The 16,364-nt window shown below is 61.4% G+C and carries 18 protein-coding genes; 12 read left to right on the plus strand and 6 right to left on the minus strand.

Features of this window, described 5'->3' with window-relative positions; all coding sequences use genetic code 11:
• Positions 1-76 precede the first annotated feature (76 nt).
• From QNH97_RS07060 to QNH97_RS07090, 7 genes are all read left to right on the plus strand, one after another.
• The gene (locus QNH97_RS07060) at positions 77-1,726 is read left to right on the plus strand and encodes a phosphoethanolamine transferase (RefSeq protein WP_283556198.1); all 1,650 of its coding nucleotides are present in this window, start codon (positions 77-79) and stop codon (positions 1,724-1,726) included.
• A gap of 70 nt (positions 1,727-1,796) precedes the next feature.
• Positions 1,797-2,438: a class I SAM-dependent methyltransferase gene (locus tag QNH97_RS07065; protein ID WP_283556199.1), complete on the plus strand. Its 642-nt coding sequence runs from the start codon at positions 1,797-1,799 to the stop codon at positions 2,436-2,438.
• Positions 2,439-2,557: 119 nt separating this feature from the next.
• On the plus strand, positions 2,558-3,691 hold the full coding sequence (gene rnd / locus QNH97_RS07070) for a ribonuclease D (protein ID WP_283556200.1): 1,134 nt from the start codon (positions 2,558-2,560) through the stop codon (positions 3,689-3,691).
• Complete coding sequence (locus QNH97_RS07075) at positions 3,688-3,981, plus strand: YcgL domain-containing protein (protein WP_283556201.1); 294 nt, start codon at positions 3,688-3,690, stop codon at positions 3,979-3,981. The genes rnd and QNH97_RS07075 overlap by 4 nt, the downstream gene beginning before the upstream one ends.
• 122 nt (positions 3,982-4,103) lie before the next feature.
• On the plus strand, positions 4,104-5,036 hold the full coding sequence (locus tag QNH97_RS07080; protein ID WP_283556202.1) for a D-2-hydroxyacid dehydrogenase: 933 nt from the start codon (positions 4,104-4,106) through the stop codon (positions 5,034-5,036).
• Between the two features lie 291 nt (positions 5,037-5,327).
• Complete coding sequence (locus QNH97_RS07085) at positions 5,328-5,777, plus strand: YcgN family cysteine cluster protein (RefSeq protein WP_025212390.1); 450 nt, start codon at positions 5,328-5,330, stop codon at positions 5,775-5,777.
• Between the two features lie 32 nt (positions 5,778-5,809).
• The gene (locus QNH97_RS07090; RefSeq protein ID WP_283556203.1) at positions 5,810-7,039 is read left to right on the plus strand and encodes a hypothetical protein; all 1,230 of its coding nucleotides are present in this window, start codon (positions 5,810-5,812) and stop codon (positions 7,037-7,039) included.
• A gap of 129 nt (positions 7,040-7,168) precedes the next feature.
• On the opposite strand, the gene QNH97_RS07095 is transcribed toward QNH97_RS07090, so the two are convergent.
• From QNH97_RS07095 to QNH97_RS07110, 4 genes are all read right to left on the minus strand, one after another.
• Positions 7,169-7,546 carry a YgaP family membrane protein gene (locus QNH97_RS07095; RefSeq protein ID WP_123414728.1) on the minus strand — a complete coding sequence of 126 codons (378 nt, stop codon included), beginning with the start codon at positions 7,544-7,546 and terminating at the stop codon, positions 7,169-7,171.
• Positions 7,547-7,622: 76 nt separating this feature from the next.
• Positions 7,623-8,093: an RNA methyltransferase gene (locus QNH97_RS07100; protein WP_003198862.1), complete on the minus strand. Its 471-nt coding sequence runs from the start codon at positions 8,091-8,093 to the stop codon at positions 7,623-7,625.
• A 204-nt stretch (positions 8,094-8,297) separates the two neighbouring features.
• Positions 8,298-8,672 carry a YajD family HNH nuclease gene (locus QNH97_RS07105; RefSeq protein ID WP_025212393.1) on the minus strand — a complete coding sequence of 125 codons (375 nt, stop codon included), beginning with the start codon at positions 8,670-8,672 and terminating at the stop codon, positions 8,298-8,300.
• Positions 8,673-8,720: 48 nt separating this feature from the next.
• Positions 8,721-9,407: a spermidine synthase gene (locus QNH97_RS07110; RefSeq protein WP_003184244.1), complete on the minus strand. Its 687-nt coding sequence runs from the start codon at positions 9,405-9,407 to the stop codon at positions 8,721-8,723.
• A 75-nt stretch (positions 9,408-9,482) separates the two neighbouring features.
• On the opposite strand from QNH97_RS07110, the gene QNH97_RS07115 reads away from it, so the two are divergent.
• Positions 9,483-9,770, plus strand: a complete 288-nt coding sequence (locus QNH97_RS07115) for a hypothetical protein (RefSeq protein ID WP_283556204.1) — start codon at positions 9,483-9,485, stop codon at positions 9,768-9,770.
• A 124-nt stretch (positions 9,771-9,894) separates the two neighbouring features.
• On the opposite strand, the gene QNH97_RS07120 is transcribed toward QNH97_RS07115, so the two are convergent.
• Together QNH97_RS07120 and QNH97_RS07125 are read right to left on the minus strand one after the other, a co-directional pair.
• A complete protein-coding gene (locus tag QNH97_RS07120; protein ID WP_283556205.1) occupies positions 9,895-10,368 on the minus strand; it encodes a cyclic nucleotide-binding domain-containing protein in 474 nt (157 codons plus the stop codon).
• Between the two features lie 217 nt (positions 10,369-10,585).
• Complete coding sequence (locus tag QNH97_RS07125; protein WP_283556206.1) at positions 10,586-12,640, minus strand: S9 family peptidase; 2,055 nt, start codon at positions 12,638-12,640, stop codon at positions 10,586-10,588.
• A gap of 156 nt (positions 12,641-12,796) precedes the next feature.
• Between QNH97_RS07125 and QNH97_RS07130 the strand changes: the two genes are divergently transcribed.
• From QNH97_RS07130 to QNH97_RS07145, 4 genes are all read left to right on the plus strand, one after another.
• Entirely contained in the window at positions 12,797-13,297 is a 501-nt protein-coding gene (locus tag QNH97_RS07130) for an MFS transporter (protein WP_283556207.1), read from the plus strand.
• Positions 13,298-13,330: 33 nt separating this feature from the next.
• On the plus strand, positions 13,331-14,107 hold the full coding sequence (locus QNH97_RS07135) for a class II glutamine amidotransferase (RefSeq protein WP_283556208.1): 777 nt from the start codon (positions 13,331-13,333) through the stop codon (positions 14,105-14,107).
• A 12-nt stretch (positions 14,108-14,119) separates the two neighbouring features.
• On the plus strand, positions 14,120-14,662 hold the full coding sequence (locus QNH97_RS07140) for a DUF2937 family protein (protein ID WP_283556209.1): 543 nt from the start codon (positions 14,120-14,122) through the stop codon (positions 14,660-14,662).
• 393 nt (positions 14,663-15,055) lie between these two features.
• Positions 15,056-16,342, plus strand: a complete 1,287-nt coding sequence (locus QNH97_RS07145; RefSeq protein WP_283556210.1) for an MFS transporter — start codon at positions 15,056-15,058, stop codon at positions 16,340-16,342.
• The last annotated feature ends 22 nt before the right edge of the window (positions 16,343-16,364 follow it).

Genomic DNA, 16,364 nt, shown 5'->3' on the forward strand with positions numbered 1-16,364 from the left:
GTAGGGGGAATGGTTTTTTACATTCTTTCCGGCACTTCTTTTTCAAAGAGTAACTTTCAGGAAGCCGTCTACCATCATGCTGACCATTAAAGCCGTGCGCCCCGAGTGGGTGACGCTGGCCGCCAGTGCTTTTTTATTAGTGGGTTTCAACGTCATTCTCTGGCAACACCTACTCACGATCACGGCGGCTGACGGTCGGGGCATGCTGTTGTGCGTGGCGTTTGGCGTGATGGTTTTCGGCGCGTTCAATCTGGTGCTGACGTTGCTGGCGTTCCGTCCGGTGCTCAAGCCCTTGTTGATGTTGCTGTTCTTGATCAGCGCTGGCGTGGCGTATTTCATGGCGCAATATGGCGTACTGATCGATGCTGGCATGTTGCGAAACTTCGCTGAAACCAATGCCACGGAAGTACGCGATCTATTGTCGCTGAAGTTATTTGCCTACCTCGGGTTATTAGGCGTATTACCGTCCTGGCTGTTGTACAAGACACCAATCAACTATCGTCGTTGGCCCAAAGCGTTATTTAGCAAGTTGATTTTTAGTGTGGCGTCGGCCGCCGTCATTGGCGCGGTCGCCCTGGCCAATTACCAGGGATTGTCTTCGCTGTTTCGCAATCACCACGAATTACACTTGATGGTCGTGCCGAGCAACTACCTCGGTGCCTCGATCGGTTACTTGCGCGAGCAGCTCGCGTCGGCCAAGCAACCGTTCATCCCGTTGGGCGAGGATGCGGTTCGCAACCCCGTCTGGCAAAACCACGCCCGCAAATCCCTGACCGTGCTGGTGGTGGGGGAGAGCGCTCGTGCCGAGAACTTCGGCATCCTCGGCTATAACCGCGATACCACCCCGACATTGGACAAAGAGGCCGGCCTGATCGCCTTCACCGATGTGCACTCCTGCGGTACTGAAACGGCCGTGTCGGTACCCTGCATGTTTTCCAACATGGGGCGCAAGAATTACGACGCCAGCAAGGCCAAGAATGAGGAAGGCTTGCTGGATGTGCTCCAGCGTGCCGGGCTGGAGGTGATCTGGCGTGACAACCAATCTGGCTGCAAAGGGACCTGCGATCGCGTCACTCTGCAGGATGTCAGTAATCTCAAGGATCCAGCCCTGTGCGCCAACAGTGAGTGCCGTGACGAGATCCTGCTCCAGGGGCTGCAGCATTTCATCGACACCCTGGACAAGGACACGGTGCTGGTATTGCACCAGATGGGCAGCCACGGGCCGGAATATTTCAAGCGCTATCCCAAGGAATACGAGCATTTCACCCCGGTGTGCGAAAGCAACGCACTGAACAATTGTAGCCGCGAGAGCATCGTCAATGGCTACGACAACACGCTGGTGTACACCGATCATGTGCTGTCGACCCTGATCGACTTGCTGCGGGCCAATCAGGACAAGGTCGACACCGCCATGCTGTACCTGTCGGACCACGGCGAATCCTTGGGTGAATACAACCTCTTCCTCCATGGCACGCCCTACATGCTCGCTCCGGAACAACAGAAACACGTGGCGATGCTGGCCTGGTTTTCCGACAGCTATCAGAAGTCGTTCTCGGTCGATACCCATTGCCTGCAACTGAGCCGGGAAAAGCCTTTGAGCCAGGACAACCTGTTTCATTCGATGCTCGGGCTGCTGGAAGTCAACAGCAAGGTCTACAACCCGGACCTGGACTTGTTCGCCAATTGTCGCGGAGCGGTCATCGACGGTGTGCTGGCCCGGGAATGATCGCCTACACCTTTTTTTCACGCAGGGTCGTTTAACCTGTCACCCAACCATTTTTCCAAGAGCCGTTCGTATGTCCGGGCTACCCCCTTCCACCGTCGAACTTGAGTTCGCCAGGCATCACGACCAGGAGCATGCGCAGGTTTGCTGCCAGCCGGCGCCTCGACGTTTGCGCCTGGCGTTCTGGCGGGACGAGCAGATGGTGCGCAATGCCCTGAAAGTGGCCGGTGAACCGGGGCTGGTGCTGGATGTGGCGTGTGGGGCGGGGCGATTCTGGCCGGTGCTGGCCGAGCATGCCAATCGGGTGATCCTGGCCGCGGACCCTTCGCCGGACATGCTTGAGCACGCGCTCACTCACCATGGCGGCGCGTGGCTTGAGCGGGTCAAGACCTTCCCGAGTTCGGCATTCACCATTGGGCTGTCGGCCAACGCGGTGGATTGTATTTTTTGTCTGCAACTGTTTCGGCACATCAGCGCCAGTGAACATCGCCTGGCGCTATTGCGTGAATTTCATCGAGTCAGTCGCGACACCGTGATCGTGTCGGTTCAGATCGAAGGGCGCCTTAAAATCGGCCAGGCGCCGCAACGCAGCCTGGCCGGCAAGGCTGACGTTGAAGCCGAGTTCCGCGAGGCCGGTTTTACCGTGCTGCGGTATCAGGATTTCCTGCCCGGCTTTGCCCTGACACGGGTTTATGTACTGCGTAAGACCAGTTGAGTCCTGATGTAGGATTATTCTTGCCTTTACGCAGGCAATTTCTCAGGCTCCTGCTCTATGGATGCTCGCAATCGCCGGCGGCGATATATACTGCGCGCCATTCTTCAAGGGAGAGCCGTGTGGCCATCGATATTCACTGGATTCGCGACAACGATAGCCTCGGTCTGTTTTGCGCCGAATGGCAGCAGTTGCCATTCGTCGCCCTCGACACCGAATTCATGCGGGTCGACACCTTTTACCCGATTGCCGGTTTACTGCAGATCGGCGACGGCAAGCGTGCCTACCTGATCGACCCCTTGACCATCGACAACTGGCAGCCCCTGGCTGCACTGCTGGAAAATCCGGCGGTGCTCAAGGTGCTGCACGCCTGCAGCGAAGACCTTGAAGTGCTGCTGCGCCTGACGGGCAGCCTGCCTGCGCCCTTGTTCGATACTCAACTGGCCGCTGCCTACCTGAACCTGGGTTTCTCCATGGGTTATTCGCGGCTGGTGCAGTCAGTGCTGGGGATCGAATTGCCCAAGGGCGAGACCCGTTCCGACTGGTTGCAACGGCCGCTGTCCGAGACGCAGATCAGCTACGCGGCTGAAGACGCGGTGCATCTGGCGGAAGTGTTCGTGCAACTGCGCCCGAAACTGTCCGATGAAAGATTCACTTGGGTTCTGGAGGATGGCGCCGAACTGGTGGCCAACCTGCGTCGCGAAGTCGACCCTTATGAGGTGTACCGCGAGGCCAAGCTGGCCTGGAAGCTGTCCCGTGCCCAACTGGCTGTGCTGCGCGAGCTGTGCGCCTGGCGCGAGCGAGAGGCGCGCGCCCGTGACCTGCCGCGCAACCGCGTCATCCGCGAGCATTCGCTATGGCCCCTGGCCCGCACGCAGCCGGATAACCTCGGCGCGCTGGCGAAAATCGAAGACATGCACCCGCGTACCGTGCGCCAGGACGGCGAGTTTCTGCTGGACCTGATTCAGCGCGCCGCCAGCGTGCCGCCCGAACAATGGCCGCCAGCGGTGGCGGAGCCGTTGCCCATCGAGGCCTCGGCGCTGGTCAAGCGTCTCAAGGCGCTGGGGCAGGCTGAAGCCGAGCGCCTGGGGCTTGCCCCGGAGTTGATGCTACGCAAGAAAACCCTCGAAGCGCTGATCAAAAGTGGCTTCCCCGAGGGCCCTTACCAATTGCCTGATTCGCTGCGTGGCTGGCGCCGCGAGTTGATGGGCCAGGCGCTGCTCGACAGCCTGGCCACTGCCGGAGAACAGCCTTGAAACGTATCTGCTCCATCTACCGAAGCTCGAAGAAAAGCGAGATGTACTTGTATGTGCTCAAGAGCGATGCCTTGAAGCGTGTGCCTGAACCTCTGATGGCTGCCTTCGGCAAGGCGATCCATGCCTTTGACCTGGTCCTGAGCCCCGAGCGCGAGCTGTCCCGGGAAGACATCAACAAAGTGCTGGAGAACCTCGACATCCAGGGTTATCACCTGCAGATGCCTCCGGCCGAAGACGAGTACATCGAACATTTGCCCGAAGAACTGCTGCGGCGCAATGACCCGGTCTGACGATCCCCTGGGCCCCCGTCCTGGGGGCTCTTGAAACACTGGAATGATTTATTGGCGATGACCACGGGATGGAGCGACACTCTGTCGGCGGTTGTCTGCATCGTTTTTGAAAGGTTTGATTCATGCGCGTTCTGATTGCCGAACACGACCACGTGGTATATGCCCAGCTTCTGCGCCAGGCTGCCCCCGATCTCGAAGTCCTGACCAGCGGCGACTCCGCTGAATTGTCGCGACTGGCCGCCGACTGTCCGGTCTGGCTCGGCCAGCCCGATCTGCTGGCCACCCTGTTGCGCCAAGACCATCATCCCCGCTGGCTGCAATCGACCTGGGCGGGCATCACGCCGCTGCTGGCCGAGGGCTTGACCCGTAATTACCGCCTGACCCGTGCGGTGGGTATTTTCGGCCAGGTCATGGCCGAGTACGTGCTCACTTACATGCTGGGCCATGAGCGCGAGGTGCTGGCGCGACTGGTCAGCCAGGTGGAGCGCAAGTGGGACAACCGCCAGGGGCAAAGCCTGGCCGGGCGCAAGGCACTGATCGTCGGGACCGGCGATATCGGCCAGCGCGTGGCGCAGTTCCTGGTGCCGTTTGGCGTGCAGTTGTATGGCATTGCCAGCGAAGCCCGGGAGTTGGCGCCTTTCATCGAGGTCGGGGGGCTGGAGGATCTGCCGCGTCTGGTCGGCGAAGTGGATTACGTCATCAACCTGCTGCCCAACACGCCCAACACTCATGACGTATACGACGCGGCGCTGTTCAAGCAATTCAAGCCCACCGGATTGTTCATCAATGTCGGACGCGGCGTGGCCGTGGTGGATGCGGATCTGGTGCAAGCCTTGAAGGAAGGGCACCTGGCGGGTGCGGTGATCGACGTTTGCCGTCAGGAGCCGCTGCCGCAGCGTCACCCTTTCTGGACCGCCTGGGGCCTGCTGTTGACCGGCCATAGCTCGGCGCCGACGTCGCCGACGATGATGGTGCAATTGTTCCTGGAGAACCTGCGGGCCTATCAGACCGGCGAAGCGCTACGTGGGGAAGTGGATTTCAACCGGGGCTACTGACTGACCTCCCACTCCGGGTTACGCCGTTCACTTGAGGTTTGTGCGAACCCCTGTGGCGAGGGAGCTTGCTCCCGCTGGGCTGCGCAGCAGCCCCAAAACCCTCTAGCAGGATGCTTCAGGAAACGGCTGACAGTTTTTACGACTGCTGCGCAGCCGAGCGGGAGCAAGCTCCCTCGCCACAGGAAGTGCCTGGCAAGCCTCGCTATACCGACAGTCGCCAATGCTTGGCCTGGCGAGGTCCCGGCACTAGACTGTCGGCCTTTTCACCACCTTGATGTTGATGCTTGAGCCATGGCCGCCAAAGTCGAACCATTCTGGATACGCAAAACCCTCGATCAGCTCGATCCGCAGGAATGGGAATCGCTGTGCGACGGTTGTGGTCTGTGTTGCCTGCAAAAACTCGAAGATGAAGACGACAACAGCGTCTACTACACGCGCATCGCCTGCAAACTGCTGGACTTGAAAACCTGCCAGTGCACCGATTACCCCAACCGGCGTGATTTCGTTCCCGATTGCATCCAGCTCACGGCGGGCAAGGCCGATGAGTTCAAATGGCTGCCGCCGACCTGCGGTTATCGGCTGGTCAGCGAGGGCAAGGACTTGCCGTTGTGGCATCACCTGGTCTGCGGCGACCGCGATGCCGTGCACCACGAACGTATTTCCCAGTCCGGGCGGATGCTGGCCGAAGGCAGCGTGCCGGAAGAGGATTGGGAAGATCATCTGATTTTCCGCGCCGGCTGAGCCGCCGGGCATCGCGCTACCAGGGAGAACCCATGGCTGCAGGATTGAGACGGATGCTGGCGGCCGGGCTGCTGACGGTGTGCGGGCCGCTGTGGGCGGCGCAAAAAGTCGATCTGGATTATCACGTGCACCTGTTGCCGCAGAGCGACCAGGCTGAGGTGCGCCTGACCCTGGCACGGGGGTCGGCGGTACGCAGCCTGGATTTCGACCTCGGCGACGGCAGCCGCTACAGCGACTTCAAGGCTGACGGTCAATGGCAACTTAAGCCGGGCAAAGCCGCGCGGGGTGTATGGCGCCCAGCCTCCGACAAGGCGAGCCTGAGCTACCGCGTGCGCATCAGCCATGCCCGCAAGACGGGTACGTTCGAAACCCGCATGACCCCGGGCTGGGCGTTACTGCGCGGCGACGATCTGGTGCCGTCCGCCAAACTCGATCAGCAGGACGGCGTCGAACTGGTTGCCCGGCTGGAAGTTGAATTGCCGGATGGCTGGAAAAGCATCGAAACACCCTGGCCGCGCATCGGCAAACGACGCTTTCGCATCGACAACCCCTCGCGCCTGTTCGACCGTCCCACGGGCTGGATGCTCGCCGGCAAGCTTGGCAGTCGCCGTACGCGCCTGGGAGAAACCGAGGTGACGGTGGCTTCGCCTCTGGGCCAAGGCATGCGCCGGATGGATGTGCTGACGTTGCTGACGTTCGTCTGGCCGCAGGTACAAGCGGTGGTGCCGCGCCATCCTGCCAAGTTGCTGATTGTCGGTGCCGGTGATCCGCTATGGCGCGGCGCTCAGGCCAGCCATGACTCGATTTACCTGCACAGCCGTCCGCCTCTGGTCAGCGAGCGGGGCAGTAGCCCGTTGTTGCGCGAGTTGGTGCAGGCACTGGCCCGCGTCAATGATCATGATCGCAGCGACTGGATCAGCGAGGGGCTCACCGAGTACTACGCCGTCGAGTTGCTGCGGCGCGCCGGTGGCATGAGCGATGAGCGCTATCAGGTCCTCAATGACCGGCTCGCCCGGGACAGCAAGGGCGTCACGACCTTGCGCGGCGAGCAGGTCAGCCCCGCGACGGTGGCCAGGGCAGTGTTGCTGCTGCAGGAACTGGACCGCGAGATTCGCCTGAAAACCCGCAACAAGCGCTCGCTGGACGATGTGTTACAGGCGGCGATGCGCTTGGAAACGGTCGACACCCAGGAGTTTGTGCAGCTCAGTGAAAGCATCCTGGGTGCAGGCTCTACGGTGCTGGATACCCGGTTACTCCAGTGACACCGCTATCGCGAGCAGGCTCGCTCCCACACTGGATCTTTGGCGAACACACTGTTTGTGTACGACATCGATCAATGTGGGAGCGAGCTTGCTCGCGATGAGGCCATCAGCGCCGCCGCCTCTATCCGATCAGAGCCCAGCCTTCGGCGAAACCAGCGAATCATTCCCGGTCACCGTGGCCGTGCCGGTCGCCGCTTCGGCATTGGCCTTCAGGCGGCTCAGTTCATCACCGGCCTGCTCGATGCGGGCGCGGGCGTTGTGCAGGTTCTGACGGTTTTTTTCCAGCAAACTCTTGGCCGAACAATGCCCGGTGATACCCCGCGCCAGGGCCATGCCGCCGATAGCCAATTGAGCCAGACCGATCACGCCGCCGCGACGCAAGCCCTTGCCCATCATCAGCACACCGCCGGCCAGTGAGCCAATGCGTTCCCAGCCATGCACGTTTTGCGGCGGATGGGATTGGAAAGGGGTGCTCTCAATCGGCTCGAACGGATTGTTATCGCTCATGATCTGTCTCCAGTGTGGGGTTGGTATAAAACTGACTGCCCGAGCGATTGCCTTGTTCAATCGAGTTTTGCACCAATCAGCGGAATTGTGGCCCCGAGCGGGTGTTGTTGCCTTTGGCCATGCGGTCGTACAGCACGACGTTGACCGTGGCGGCCAGATTCATGCAGCCGGTAGTGGGGATGTACACCACGTCTTCGCACCAGTCGCGAATGTCTTTATCCAGCGAGCCATCTTCGGGGCCGAAGATGTACAACGCCCGGTCCGGGTGAGTGTATTCGGGCAGCGGGCGGGCGCCTTCCACCAGTTCCACGGCCACCGGCACACAGCCCAGGGGCAGGATTTTCTTCAGGTCATCGATGCCGATCAGCGGGATGTCGTAGTGGACTTTCTTGGTGTCGGTGACGAAGTCGGCCGCGCGTTCATAGCGCTTGCCGGTGTAGAACACCGACGCCACGCCGTAGCAACCGGCGGCACGCATGACCGAGCCGACGTTTTCCGGTGACTTGGGGTTGAACAGACCGATGCAGCTGTAGCGTTTGTTGGCCACGGGCGGGGTGCCTTTGGGGAAAAGGCGCGATTATACGGGGAATGCGGGTGGGGGGGCAGTTTCACGATTGGTGGTGAAGGGGGGATCGCCATCGCGAGCAAGCTCGCTCCCACAAGGGTTTCGTGAACGCTGGAGATCCAATGTGGGAGCGAGCTTGCTCGCGATGGCGGCCTGACAGGCTGTGAGTTTCTTTGGTGGTACCGATTACTCGTCTTTCTTCATCAACCCAGCCAGCGCCGCAAACGGGTTGTGCGTCGCCTTGGCAATCTTCGGCGTGCTCAGCGAGCCCTCGCCGAAATACTGCTGGTCGGTGTAGCGCGAGTGTTCGTTGTCGTGACAGTACAGGCACAGCAGTTCCCAGTTGGAACCGTCCTGCGGGTTGTTGTCGTGGTTGTGGTCGCGGTGGTGAACGGTCAGTTCGCTCAGGCGCTTGCCGGAAAACTCACGGGCGCAGCGACCGCAGACATGGGGGTACATTTTCAGGGCTTTGTCGCGGTAGCCCATTTCCCGATCACGCTGGGCGTCGGCAAGGATGCGGTCCAGCTTGGCGGTGTTGGACGGTGGTGTTGACGAACTCATGGGTTCACCTTTGTAAAAAAGACTGATAACGGTTGAACGCAGTTTAGCTCAGCCCTTGAGCTTCTCGGCAATCCAGATGGTGTGGCGGGTGCCTTTGTTGCCATGGGCGAACACTTGCACCTCTTCGGCCTTGAAACCGGCCTTTTTCAGCTTGTCGGAAAACTGCCGGTCAGCGCTGGCCGACCACACCGCCAACACGCCCTTGGGCCGCAGGGCTTTGGCGCACGCCGCCAGGCCACCGGCCGAATACAGCCAGCTGTTGGCTTTCTGGGTCAGGCCTTCCGGGCCGTTGTCGACGTCCAGCATGATCGCGTCGAAACCCTGGGGCTCGGCTTGCAGCACCTTGGCCACATCTTCCATGCGGATCACGGTGCGCGGGTCCGACAGCGGCCGCCCGGCCTTTTCACCGAGGGGGCCGCGGTTCCACTCCACCACGCCCGGTACCAGTTCGGCCACTACCACTTCGGCGGTCTTGCCCAGGTGCTTGAGCGCCGAGGCGAGGGTAAAGCCCATGCCGAGACCGCCGATCAGCACGCGCGAACCTGGACGACCGGCGACCTTGCGGCAGGGAATCTCCGCCAGGGCGTCTTCGGAGCCGTGCATGCGGGTGTTCATCAACTGCCCGCCATCACCGCCCTGGATCTTGATGACGAAGTCTTCGCCGTACTCGAACAGGCACAGGGCACCGCCGTTGTCAGGGATGGGGGTGGTGTCGAGCAGAACGAAACGTTTCATGGAAATCTCGTGAGAGGGGGCAAACCGGCGCGGTAAGGACTAGCCTGAAGGTAGACAATAGCCACGGAGCCATTGATGAAGCGCATCATTCTAACGGTCATTGCCCTGGCGGTGTTCTCAATAAGTTGCGCGCAGGCCCAGCAGCCGACGATCCCGGTAAGCCCGGCGTCCGTTCCCGGCTCGCCCGGTACTGCCACACCCATGCCGTACCCGCCGCTCACGCCCAACGGCGTGCCCAAGGCTGGCCCCGGAAGTGGCGGGCCGCCGTTGTTGCCACCGATCGAAATGCCCAAGCCGCCCAAGGATCAGCCGATACCGGGCATGGAGCCGAAACCGCCGAAGGCCAAGTCGCCGGGGGGGTAAATCGACAAGACGACGCAATAACCTGTGGGAGCGAGCTTGCTCGCTATAGCGGTGTGTCAGTCGACTTCAATGCTGGCTGATCCGCCGCCATCGCGAGCAAGCTCGCTCCCACAGGTATTGGCTGTCAGACCTGCTGCGACAGCAACTGCCCATCGGCCATGCGCAGGCGCTTGGACAGCGAGACGGCGAGGGCGCGGATGATTTTGGCGGCGATCTTCGGGGCTTCGTTGAGCATTTTTTCCAGGGAGTCCTTGCCCAGGTTCAGCAATTGGCAATCACTGGCGGCGATGCAACTGGCCGAGCGCCGCTCGCCGTCGAGCACCGCCATCTCACCGAATGCCCGACCACTGCGCAGCGTCGCGATGGTCACGGGTTGGCCGTCGGGGCCGGTTTTCTGCACGGCCACTTGGCCGGTGTGGATGATGCACATGAAGCTACCGGCATCGCCCTCGCGGAAAATCGCTTCGCCCTGGGCGATGGCGCTGATGCTGAAATAGCCCGACGCCGCGGCGAAGTCCACAGGCAGCAGTTGGTCGAACAGACCGCAGTCCATTAGCCAGTCGCGGATTTCTTTGTTCAGTAAGGTCGGTTCTGACATGTCGTCACGGTCTTTTTCTTGTGTCTGTTGCGGTTTCGGATTGGCCTGGATGTAAGAACATCCCTTGTGGGAGCGAGCCTGCTCGCGATGACGGCGTGTCAGTCAACATTGAGCTGGCTGATCCGGAGCTATCGCGAGCAGGCTCGCTCCCACATTGGATTTGGGTTGTCTCAGAGCCTATGCATGGAGCTAAGACCCGAGCGCCCCCCAGAGTTCCTCAGCCCAACCCCAAAACCTTCAAAACAAATGCATATTCGAGCGCTACGTCACGCAACCCCTGGTAGCGCCCGCTCATTCCGCCGTGGCCGGCGCCCAGTTCGGTCTTGAGCAGCAAGGGATTGTCGTCGGTCTTCGTGGCCCGCAACTTTGCCACCCACTTGGCCGCTTCCCAGTACTGCACGCGGCTGTCGTTGTAGCCGGCGATGACCAACAGCGCCGGGTACGCCTGGGCGATGACGTTTTCGTACGGGGCGTAGGCCCGGATCCGATCATAAACGTCCGGCTCCTCGGGGTTGCCCCATTCGTCGTATTCGGTGACGGTCAGCGGCAAGTCCGGGTCGAGCATGGTGTTGAGCACATCGACGAACGGCACTTCAGCAATCGCGACCTTGAACAGCTCCGGGCGTTGATTGAGCACTGCACCGATCAGCAAGCCACCGGCACTGCCGCCGCTGATCGCCAGTTGCTCGGCGGAGGTAAACCCGTTGGCGATCAAATGCTCGGCACAGGCGATGAAGTCGCTGAACGTGTTGTGCTTGTGCTCCTGCTTGCCGGCGCGGTACCAGGCTTCCCCCAGCTCACCGCCACCGCGCACATGGGCGATGGCAAACGCCACGCCACGGTCGAGCAGGCTCAGGCGCGCATGGGAAAACCACGGGTCGAGGCTTTCGCCATAGGCGCCGTAGCCGTACAGGTACAACGGCACCGCTTGGCCGAGGGCCTCGCGCTTGACCACCAGGCTGATGGGCACCTGCGTGCCGTCCGGTGCCGTCGCCCACAGCCGCTGGCTGACGTAGGCATCGGCGTCGAACGGGCCCAGCACCGGGGTTTGCTTGAGGACGACCTGTTCGCCGCTGGCCAGGTCCAACTGACGGATCTGCGCCGGTCGGTTCAGGGCTTCGTAGCGCAGGCGAATGCGCTCGCTGACGAACTCCAGGCTGTTCTGCACATGCAGGCTGTAGGCCGCGTCCGGCAATTGCACCCGATACGCCGGCAAATCCTGGGGGTGAACCTCGATGATCGGCAAGCCACCTTCACGCAGGCTCAAGGTCATGGCCCCGGCGTTCAGGCTCAAGCCGTCGATCATCACGGTGTCGCTGTGGGGAATCAGGTTCTGCCAGTCGGCTTCGGTCGGCACCACGCCCGTGTCGGCGGTCTGGTACAAGGCGAAGTTGATCCCGTCGCGGTTACTGCGGATCAGCCACGTCCATTGACCGTCGAGCAGGCCGTGATCGACATCGTATTCGTGGTTCTCCAGCCGGGGCGCCAGGCAGGTGAAGGGCAGTTGCGGGTGCGCGGCGTCCAGCACCCAGACTTCACTGGTGGTCTTGCTGCCGAGGGACAGGATCAGTTGCCGCTCGGAGCTGGAACGGTAGCAATGCAGGAAGAAACGCCCGTCCGGCTCGTGGAACACTTCTTCAGCAGCGGTGCCATCGAGGCGATAGCGCCAGAGTTTGTGCGGGCGATGGGTCTCGTCCAGCTCGCCGAAAAACAGCGTCAGGCTGTCATTGGCCCAGGTCATGCTGCCGTCGCAATTCTCGAAGGACAGTTCACTGACCTTCTCATTGGACAATTCCTTCACGAACAGCGTGTAAATCTCGTCGCCCGTGGTGTCCAGGCTGTAGGCCAGGCGCTGGTGGTCGGGGCTGATGCTGAACGCGCCCAGGGAAAAGAAACCGCCGCCGGCCAACGCGTTCGGGTCCAGCAGCAGTTGTTCGTGGTGCTCGTCCACGGTCAGGCTGTCGTCGGTCGGGCGTGGGCAGCGGTAATGGCGTGGGTATTCGTCACCAGCGGTGGTGCGGGTGTAATACAGGTACGGGCCCCAGGGCGAGGGCAGGGACAGGTCGGTCTCGAGGATCCGGCCCTTGATCTCCTGGAACAAGGTTTCGCGCAGTTCGCCCTGGTCGGCAAGTTGGGCTTCCTGATAGCTGTTTTCAGCCTTGAGGTAGTCGAGCACGGCGTCGGTGTCGCGCTCCTGCAGCCAGGCGTACGGGTCAACACCGGCGTCCCTGCGGGCAATCGGGGCGGTGGAAACGTGGGCGGATAGGGACATGAAAGGCTCTCGAACAGTGTACGAAAAGGGACCAGTGGCCTGCCTGGTTAGTTCTAGTCAGGCAATCGAACTCGCCACACAGGCCACTCGACAGACGCCGGGGCAGCCTGACGAGCGAAAAGCCGTTACTATAAGCGCCTATTTGCCTGCCTTGCCATGGACACCATGACCGAGAACGACTATCTGATTGCCTGGGGCCTCTACGCCTTCGCCGCCCTGGGCTGCCTGCTGGTATGGATGCGCATGACCCGCTGGATGTGGCGCTGGTTGCGCGAGCCGCTGCGACTGTTGATGGCGGTGTTGCTGTTCAGCCCCACCATCGTTGATCCGGTGAAGGAAAAGATCGCCCCGGCCCTGGCCATTGTCGCCCTGGACGTGCTGTTCAAGGTCGGTAACAACGTCTGGCGGGCAGCGTCGGATCTGCTCATGTACGGCATGATCGCCTTCGGCCTCTACTTGATTTTCGTGTTGATCCGCTTCCCCATCGAGCGCGCCTCCATCGCTCGCAAGGAGCGGGCTGCCGCAGCAAAAGCCGCCGCTGCGGCCGATGATGAACTGCAGGACGAAGCACCGTTCGGTGTGGCCGGCGATGACCGTTATGGTCGCCCGCCGGTGCCGAGCAATCCCCAGCGTTCGCGTATCGAACCGCGCCTGTAAACCAGGCCTGCCCATTCAAGCGAGAGTTCGAGCATGTGTGAGTTACTGGGCATGAGTGCCAATGTGCCGACCGACATCGTGTTCAGCTTCACCGGGTTGATGCAGCGCGGCGGCAAGACCGGGCCGCACCGGGACGGCTGGGGCATCGCTTTTTATGAGGGCCGAGGCCTGCGCCTGTTCCAGGACCCGGCCGCCAGCAGCGAGTCTGAAGTGGCGAACCTGGTGCAGCGTTATCCGATCAAGAGCGAAGTGGTGATCGGGCACATCCGCCAGGCCAACGTCGGCAAGGTCTGCCTGTCCAACACGCACCCGTTCGTGCGTGAGTTGTGGGGTCGCAACTGGTGTTTTGCCCACAATGGCCAACTCGCCGATTTCCACCCTGAGGTCAGTTTCTATCGCCCGGTGGGCGACACCGACAGTGAAGCGGCGTTCTGCGATTTGCTCAACCGCGTGCGCCAGGATTTCCCGGAGCCGGTGGAGGTCGAGCAATTACTGCCGTCGTTGATCGAGGCCTGCGCCGAATACCGCAGCAAGGGCGTGTTCAATTGTTTGCTGAGCGATGGCGACTGGCTCTTCTGCTACTGCTCGACCAAACTGGCCCAGATCACCCGTCGCGCCCCGTTCGGCCCGGCGCGGCTCAAGGATGTGGACGTGATTGTCGATTTCCAGGCCGAAACCACGCCCAACGACGTGGTCACGGTCATCGCCACCGAACCCTTGACCGAAAACGAAACCTGGACCCGTTACGAACCGGGCCAATGGAGCCTGTGGCGGCGCGGCGAATGCGTCAGCCACGGCCAGACCGAATAAGGATGTCTCGCTATGTTGCTCAGTTATCTCCGGCTGGTGTTGTTCGCAGTGGGCCTGTTGGTGGGGGTCCAGGTGCCGGGCTTCATCAGCGATTACGCCAAGCGGGTCGAGGCGCACTTGATCGAAGCGCAAACTGGCCTGCAAGGTTTCCAGGGCACTGCCAACCAGTTCTTCAAGGGTGACATGCAGGCCCTGGTGGCCCATTACCGCGCCAGCGAAGACCCGATCTTTCGCAGCGATGCCGACAGCCTGAACACCTTGCTGGTTCGCCAGCAGGCCCTGGACAAGCAGTTCCAGGCGATGCAAGGCCCGTGGTACATCCGTTTGCTGCAAGTGGCGCTGGCCGCCGATCCGGACATTCGCAAGGAAACCTGGAACGGCTACAGCTACCAGATCCTGCTGACCCCCGAGGCGATGATCTGGGGCATCAGCGGTGCCCTCCTGCTGTCGTTTGGCCTGGAGTGCCTGTTCCGCCTGATCGACTGGGTGGTACTGGGTGGCAAGCGCCTGCGCCAGAGCCGGCCGATTGAAGAGCGGGATTTGCGGGGGCTGTAATAACCGCTCGGATCAAAGGTCTTGGTATGGACCAGGCATAGGGTGGGTTTGTTTGGTTCGGGGGACATGGCTCTGGTGGCGAGGGAGCTTGCTCCCGCTGGGCTGCGAAGCAGCCCCAAACCTGCTGGAGACCCTCTACCTGACACCGCGCGGCGCCTGGTTTTGGGGCCGCTTCGCGGCCCAGCGGGAGCAAGCGCCCTCGCCACAATGGTGTTCAGCCAGTTCCCGGCAATGTCCCCCTCTTGATCTCAGCTCAACCAATCAAGTTTTTCTTATGACCCAGCCAGGGTTTTATTCGTTGGACGCCACCGCGTGCGCGCTCAAGAATCGGGGCATCCGGTCTCCACGTTTGCAGCGTCGAGGCTTAGAACAATAAAACCGTGGAGAACCCCCATGAGTGCACCCGACACGCTCGGCGTCCCTAAACCCCAGGCCCGTTCCGGTCCGTTCGATTGGTATCGCAACATCAACCAGCAGGAACGCCGCACATTCTGGAGCTGCAAGATCGGCTACGCCCTGGACGGCATGGACACACAGATGCTCAGTTTCGTGGTGCCGACCCTGATCGCGATGTGGGGCATCACCACCGGGCAAGCGGGGCTGATTCACACCAGCACGCTGATCGCTTCGGCCATTGGCGGCTGGGTGGCGGGCATTCTCTCGGATCGCATCGGTCGGGTGCGCACCCTGCAACTGACGGTGCTGTGGTTCGCGTTCTTCACCTTCCTGTGCGGCTTCGCCCAGAACTACGAACAACTGTTGATTGCCCGCACGCTGATGGGCTTCGGCTTTGGCGGCGAATGGACCGCCGGTGCGGTGTTGATGGGTGAAGTGATTCGCGCCAAGGACCGCGGCAAAGCGGTGGGCATGGTGCAATCGGGTTGGGCGCTGGGCTGGGGCATGACGGCGATTCTGTATGCGCTGCTGTTTTCGGTGTTGCCGCCGGAAGATGCCTGGCGCGCCTTGTTCATCCTGGGCATTGTCCCGGCGGTCTTCGTGATCTTCGTCCGGCGGCTGGTCAAGGACCCGGAAGTCTATAACCAGGCCAAGGCCCGACAAACACCAAGCAATCCGGCAAAATTCTACGAGATCTTCGCCCCCGGCATACTCTCTACCACGATTCGTGCCTCGTTGCTGACCACCGGCGCCTTGGGCGGTTATTACGCCATCACTTCCTGGTTGCCGACGTTCCTGAAGAATGAACGTGGCTTGAGCGTTTTGAGCACGGGCGGATATCTGGCAATGGTGATCGTCGGCTCCTACGTGGGTTACGTCATCAGCGCGTACCTGTCGGACATCTTGGGTCGGAAAAAGAACTTCGTCCTGTACGCCGTTGGCTCCTTCACCATCGTGCTGCTGTATACCCAGCTGCACGTGAGCAATAACGTGATGCTCTGGCTGGGCTTTCCCTTGGGCTTCTTCGCGTCGGGAATGTTCAGTGGCATGGGCTCGTTCCTCACCGAGCTGTTCCCGACGCGCATTCGGGGATCGGGCCAGGGGTTCTGCTACAACATCGGTCGGGCGGTGGCGGCATTGTTCCCGCTGTTGATCGGTCTGTTGAGCCAGAAGGTGCCGCTGAGCGTGGGGATCGGTGCATTTGCGGCGGTGTCCTATGGCGTGGTGATCCTGGCGGCCCTGAGCCTGCCGGAAACCCAAGGCAAGCAGCTGGAAGCCGAGTAACTGATAACCTGCGGGGAACATG

Origin of the sequence: Pseudomonas sp. G2-4, assembly GCF_030064125.1 — a bacterium.
Lineage (GTDB): Bacteria > Pseudomonadota > Gammaproteobacteria > Pseudomonadales > Pseudomonadaceae > Aquipseudomonas.

Excerpts from the sequence above, each read along its gene's own strand:
- QNH97_RS07130 (WP_283556207.1), top strand. The coding sequence starts at position 12,797 with ATGGACACCATGACCGAGAACGACTATCTGATTGCCTGGGGCCTCTAC.
- QNH97_RS07065 (WP_283556199.1), top strand. The coding sequence starts at position 1,797 with ATGTCCGGGCTACCCCCTTCCACCGTCGAACTTGAGTTCGCCAGGCAT.
- QNH97_RS07110 (WP_003184244.1), bottom strand. The coding sequence starts at position 9,407 with ATGAAACGTTTCGTTCTGCTCGACACCACCCCCATCCCTGACAACGGC.
- QNH97_RS07115 (WP_283556204.1), top strand. The coding sequence starts at position 9,483 with ATGAAGCGCATCATTCTAACGGTCATTGCCCTGGCGGTGTTCTCAATA.
- QNH97_RS07060 (WP_283556198.1), top strand. The coding sequence starts at position 77 with ATGCTGACCATTAAAGCCGTGCGCCCCGAGTGGGTGACGCTGGCCGCC.
- QNH97_RS07140 (WP_283556209.1), top strand. The coding sequence starts at position 14,120 with ATGTTGCTCAGTTATCTCCGGCTGGTGTTGTTCGCAGTGGGCCTGTTG.
- QNH97_RS07095 (WP_123414728.1), bottom strand. The coding sequence starts at position 7,546 with ATGAGCGATAACAATCCGTTCGAGCCGATTGAGAGCACCCCTTTCCAA.
- QNH97_RS07105 (WP_025212393.1), bottom strand. The coding sequence starts at position 8,672 with ATGAGTTCGTCAACACCACCGTCCAACACCGCCAAGCTGGACCGCATC.
- QNH97_RS07135 (WP_283556208.1), top strand. The coding sequence starts at position 13,331 with ATGTGTGAGTTACTGGGCATGAGTGCCAATGTGCCGACCGACATCGTG.
- QNH97_RS07090 (WP_283556203.1), top strand. The coding sequence starts at position 5,810 with ATGGCTGCAGGATTGAGACGGATGCTGGCGGCCGGGCTGCTGACGGTG.
- QNH97_RS07145 (WP_283556210.1), top strand. The coding sequence starts at position 15,056 with ATGAGTGCACCCGACACGCTCGGCGTCCCTAAACCCCAGGCCCGTTCC.
- QNH97_RS07085 (WP_025212390.1), top strand. The coding sequence starts at position 5,328 with ATGGCCGCCAAAGTCGAACCATTCTGGATACGCAAAACCCTCGATCAG.
- QNH97_RS07080 (WP_283556202.1), top strand. The coding sequence starts at position 4,104 with ATGCGCGTTCTGATTGCCGAACACGACCACGTGGTATATGCCCAGCTT.
- QNH97_RS07120 (WP_283556205.1), bottom strand. The coding sequence starts at position 10,368 with ATGTCAGAACCGACCTTACTGAACAAAGAAATCCGCGACTGGCTAATG.
- QNH97_RS07125 (WP_283556206.1), bottom strand. The coding sequence starts at position 12,640 with ATGTCCCTATCCGCCCACGTTTCCACCGCCCCGATTGCCCGCAGGGAC.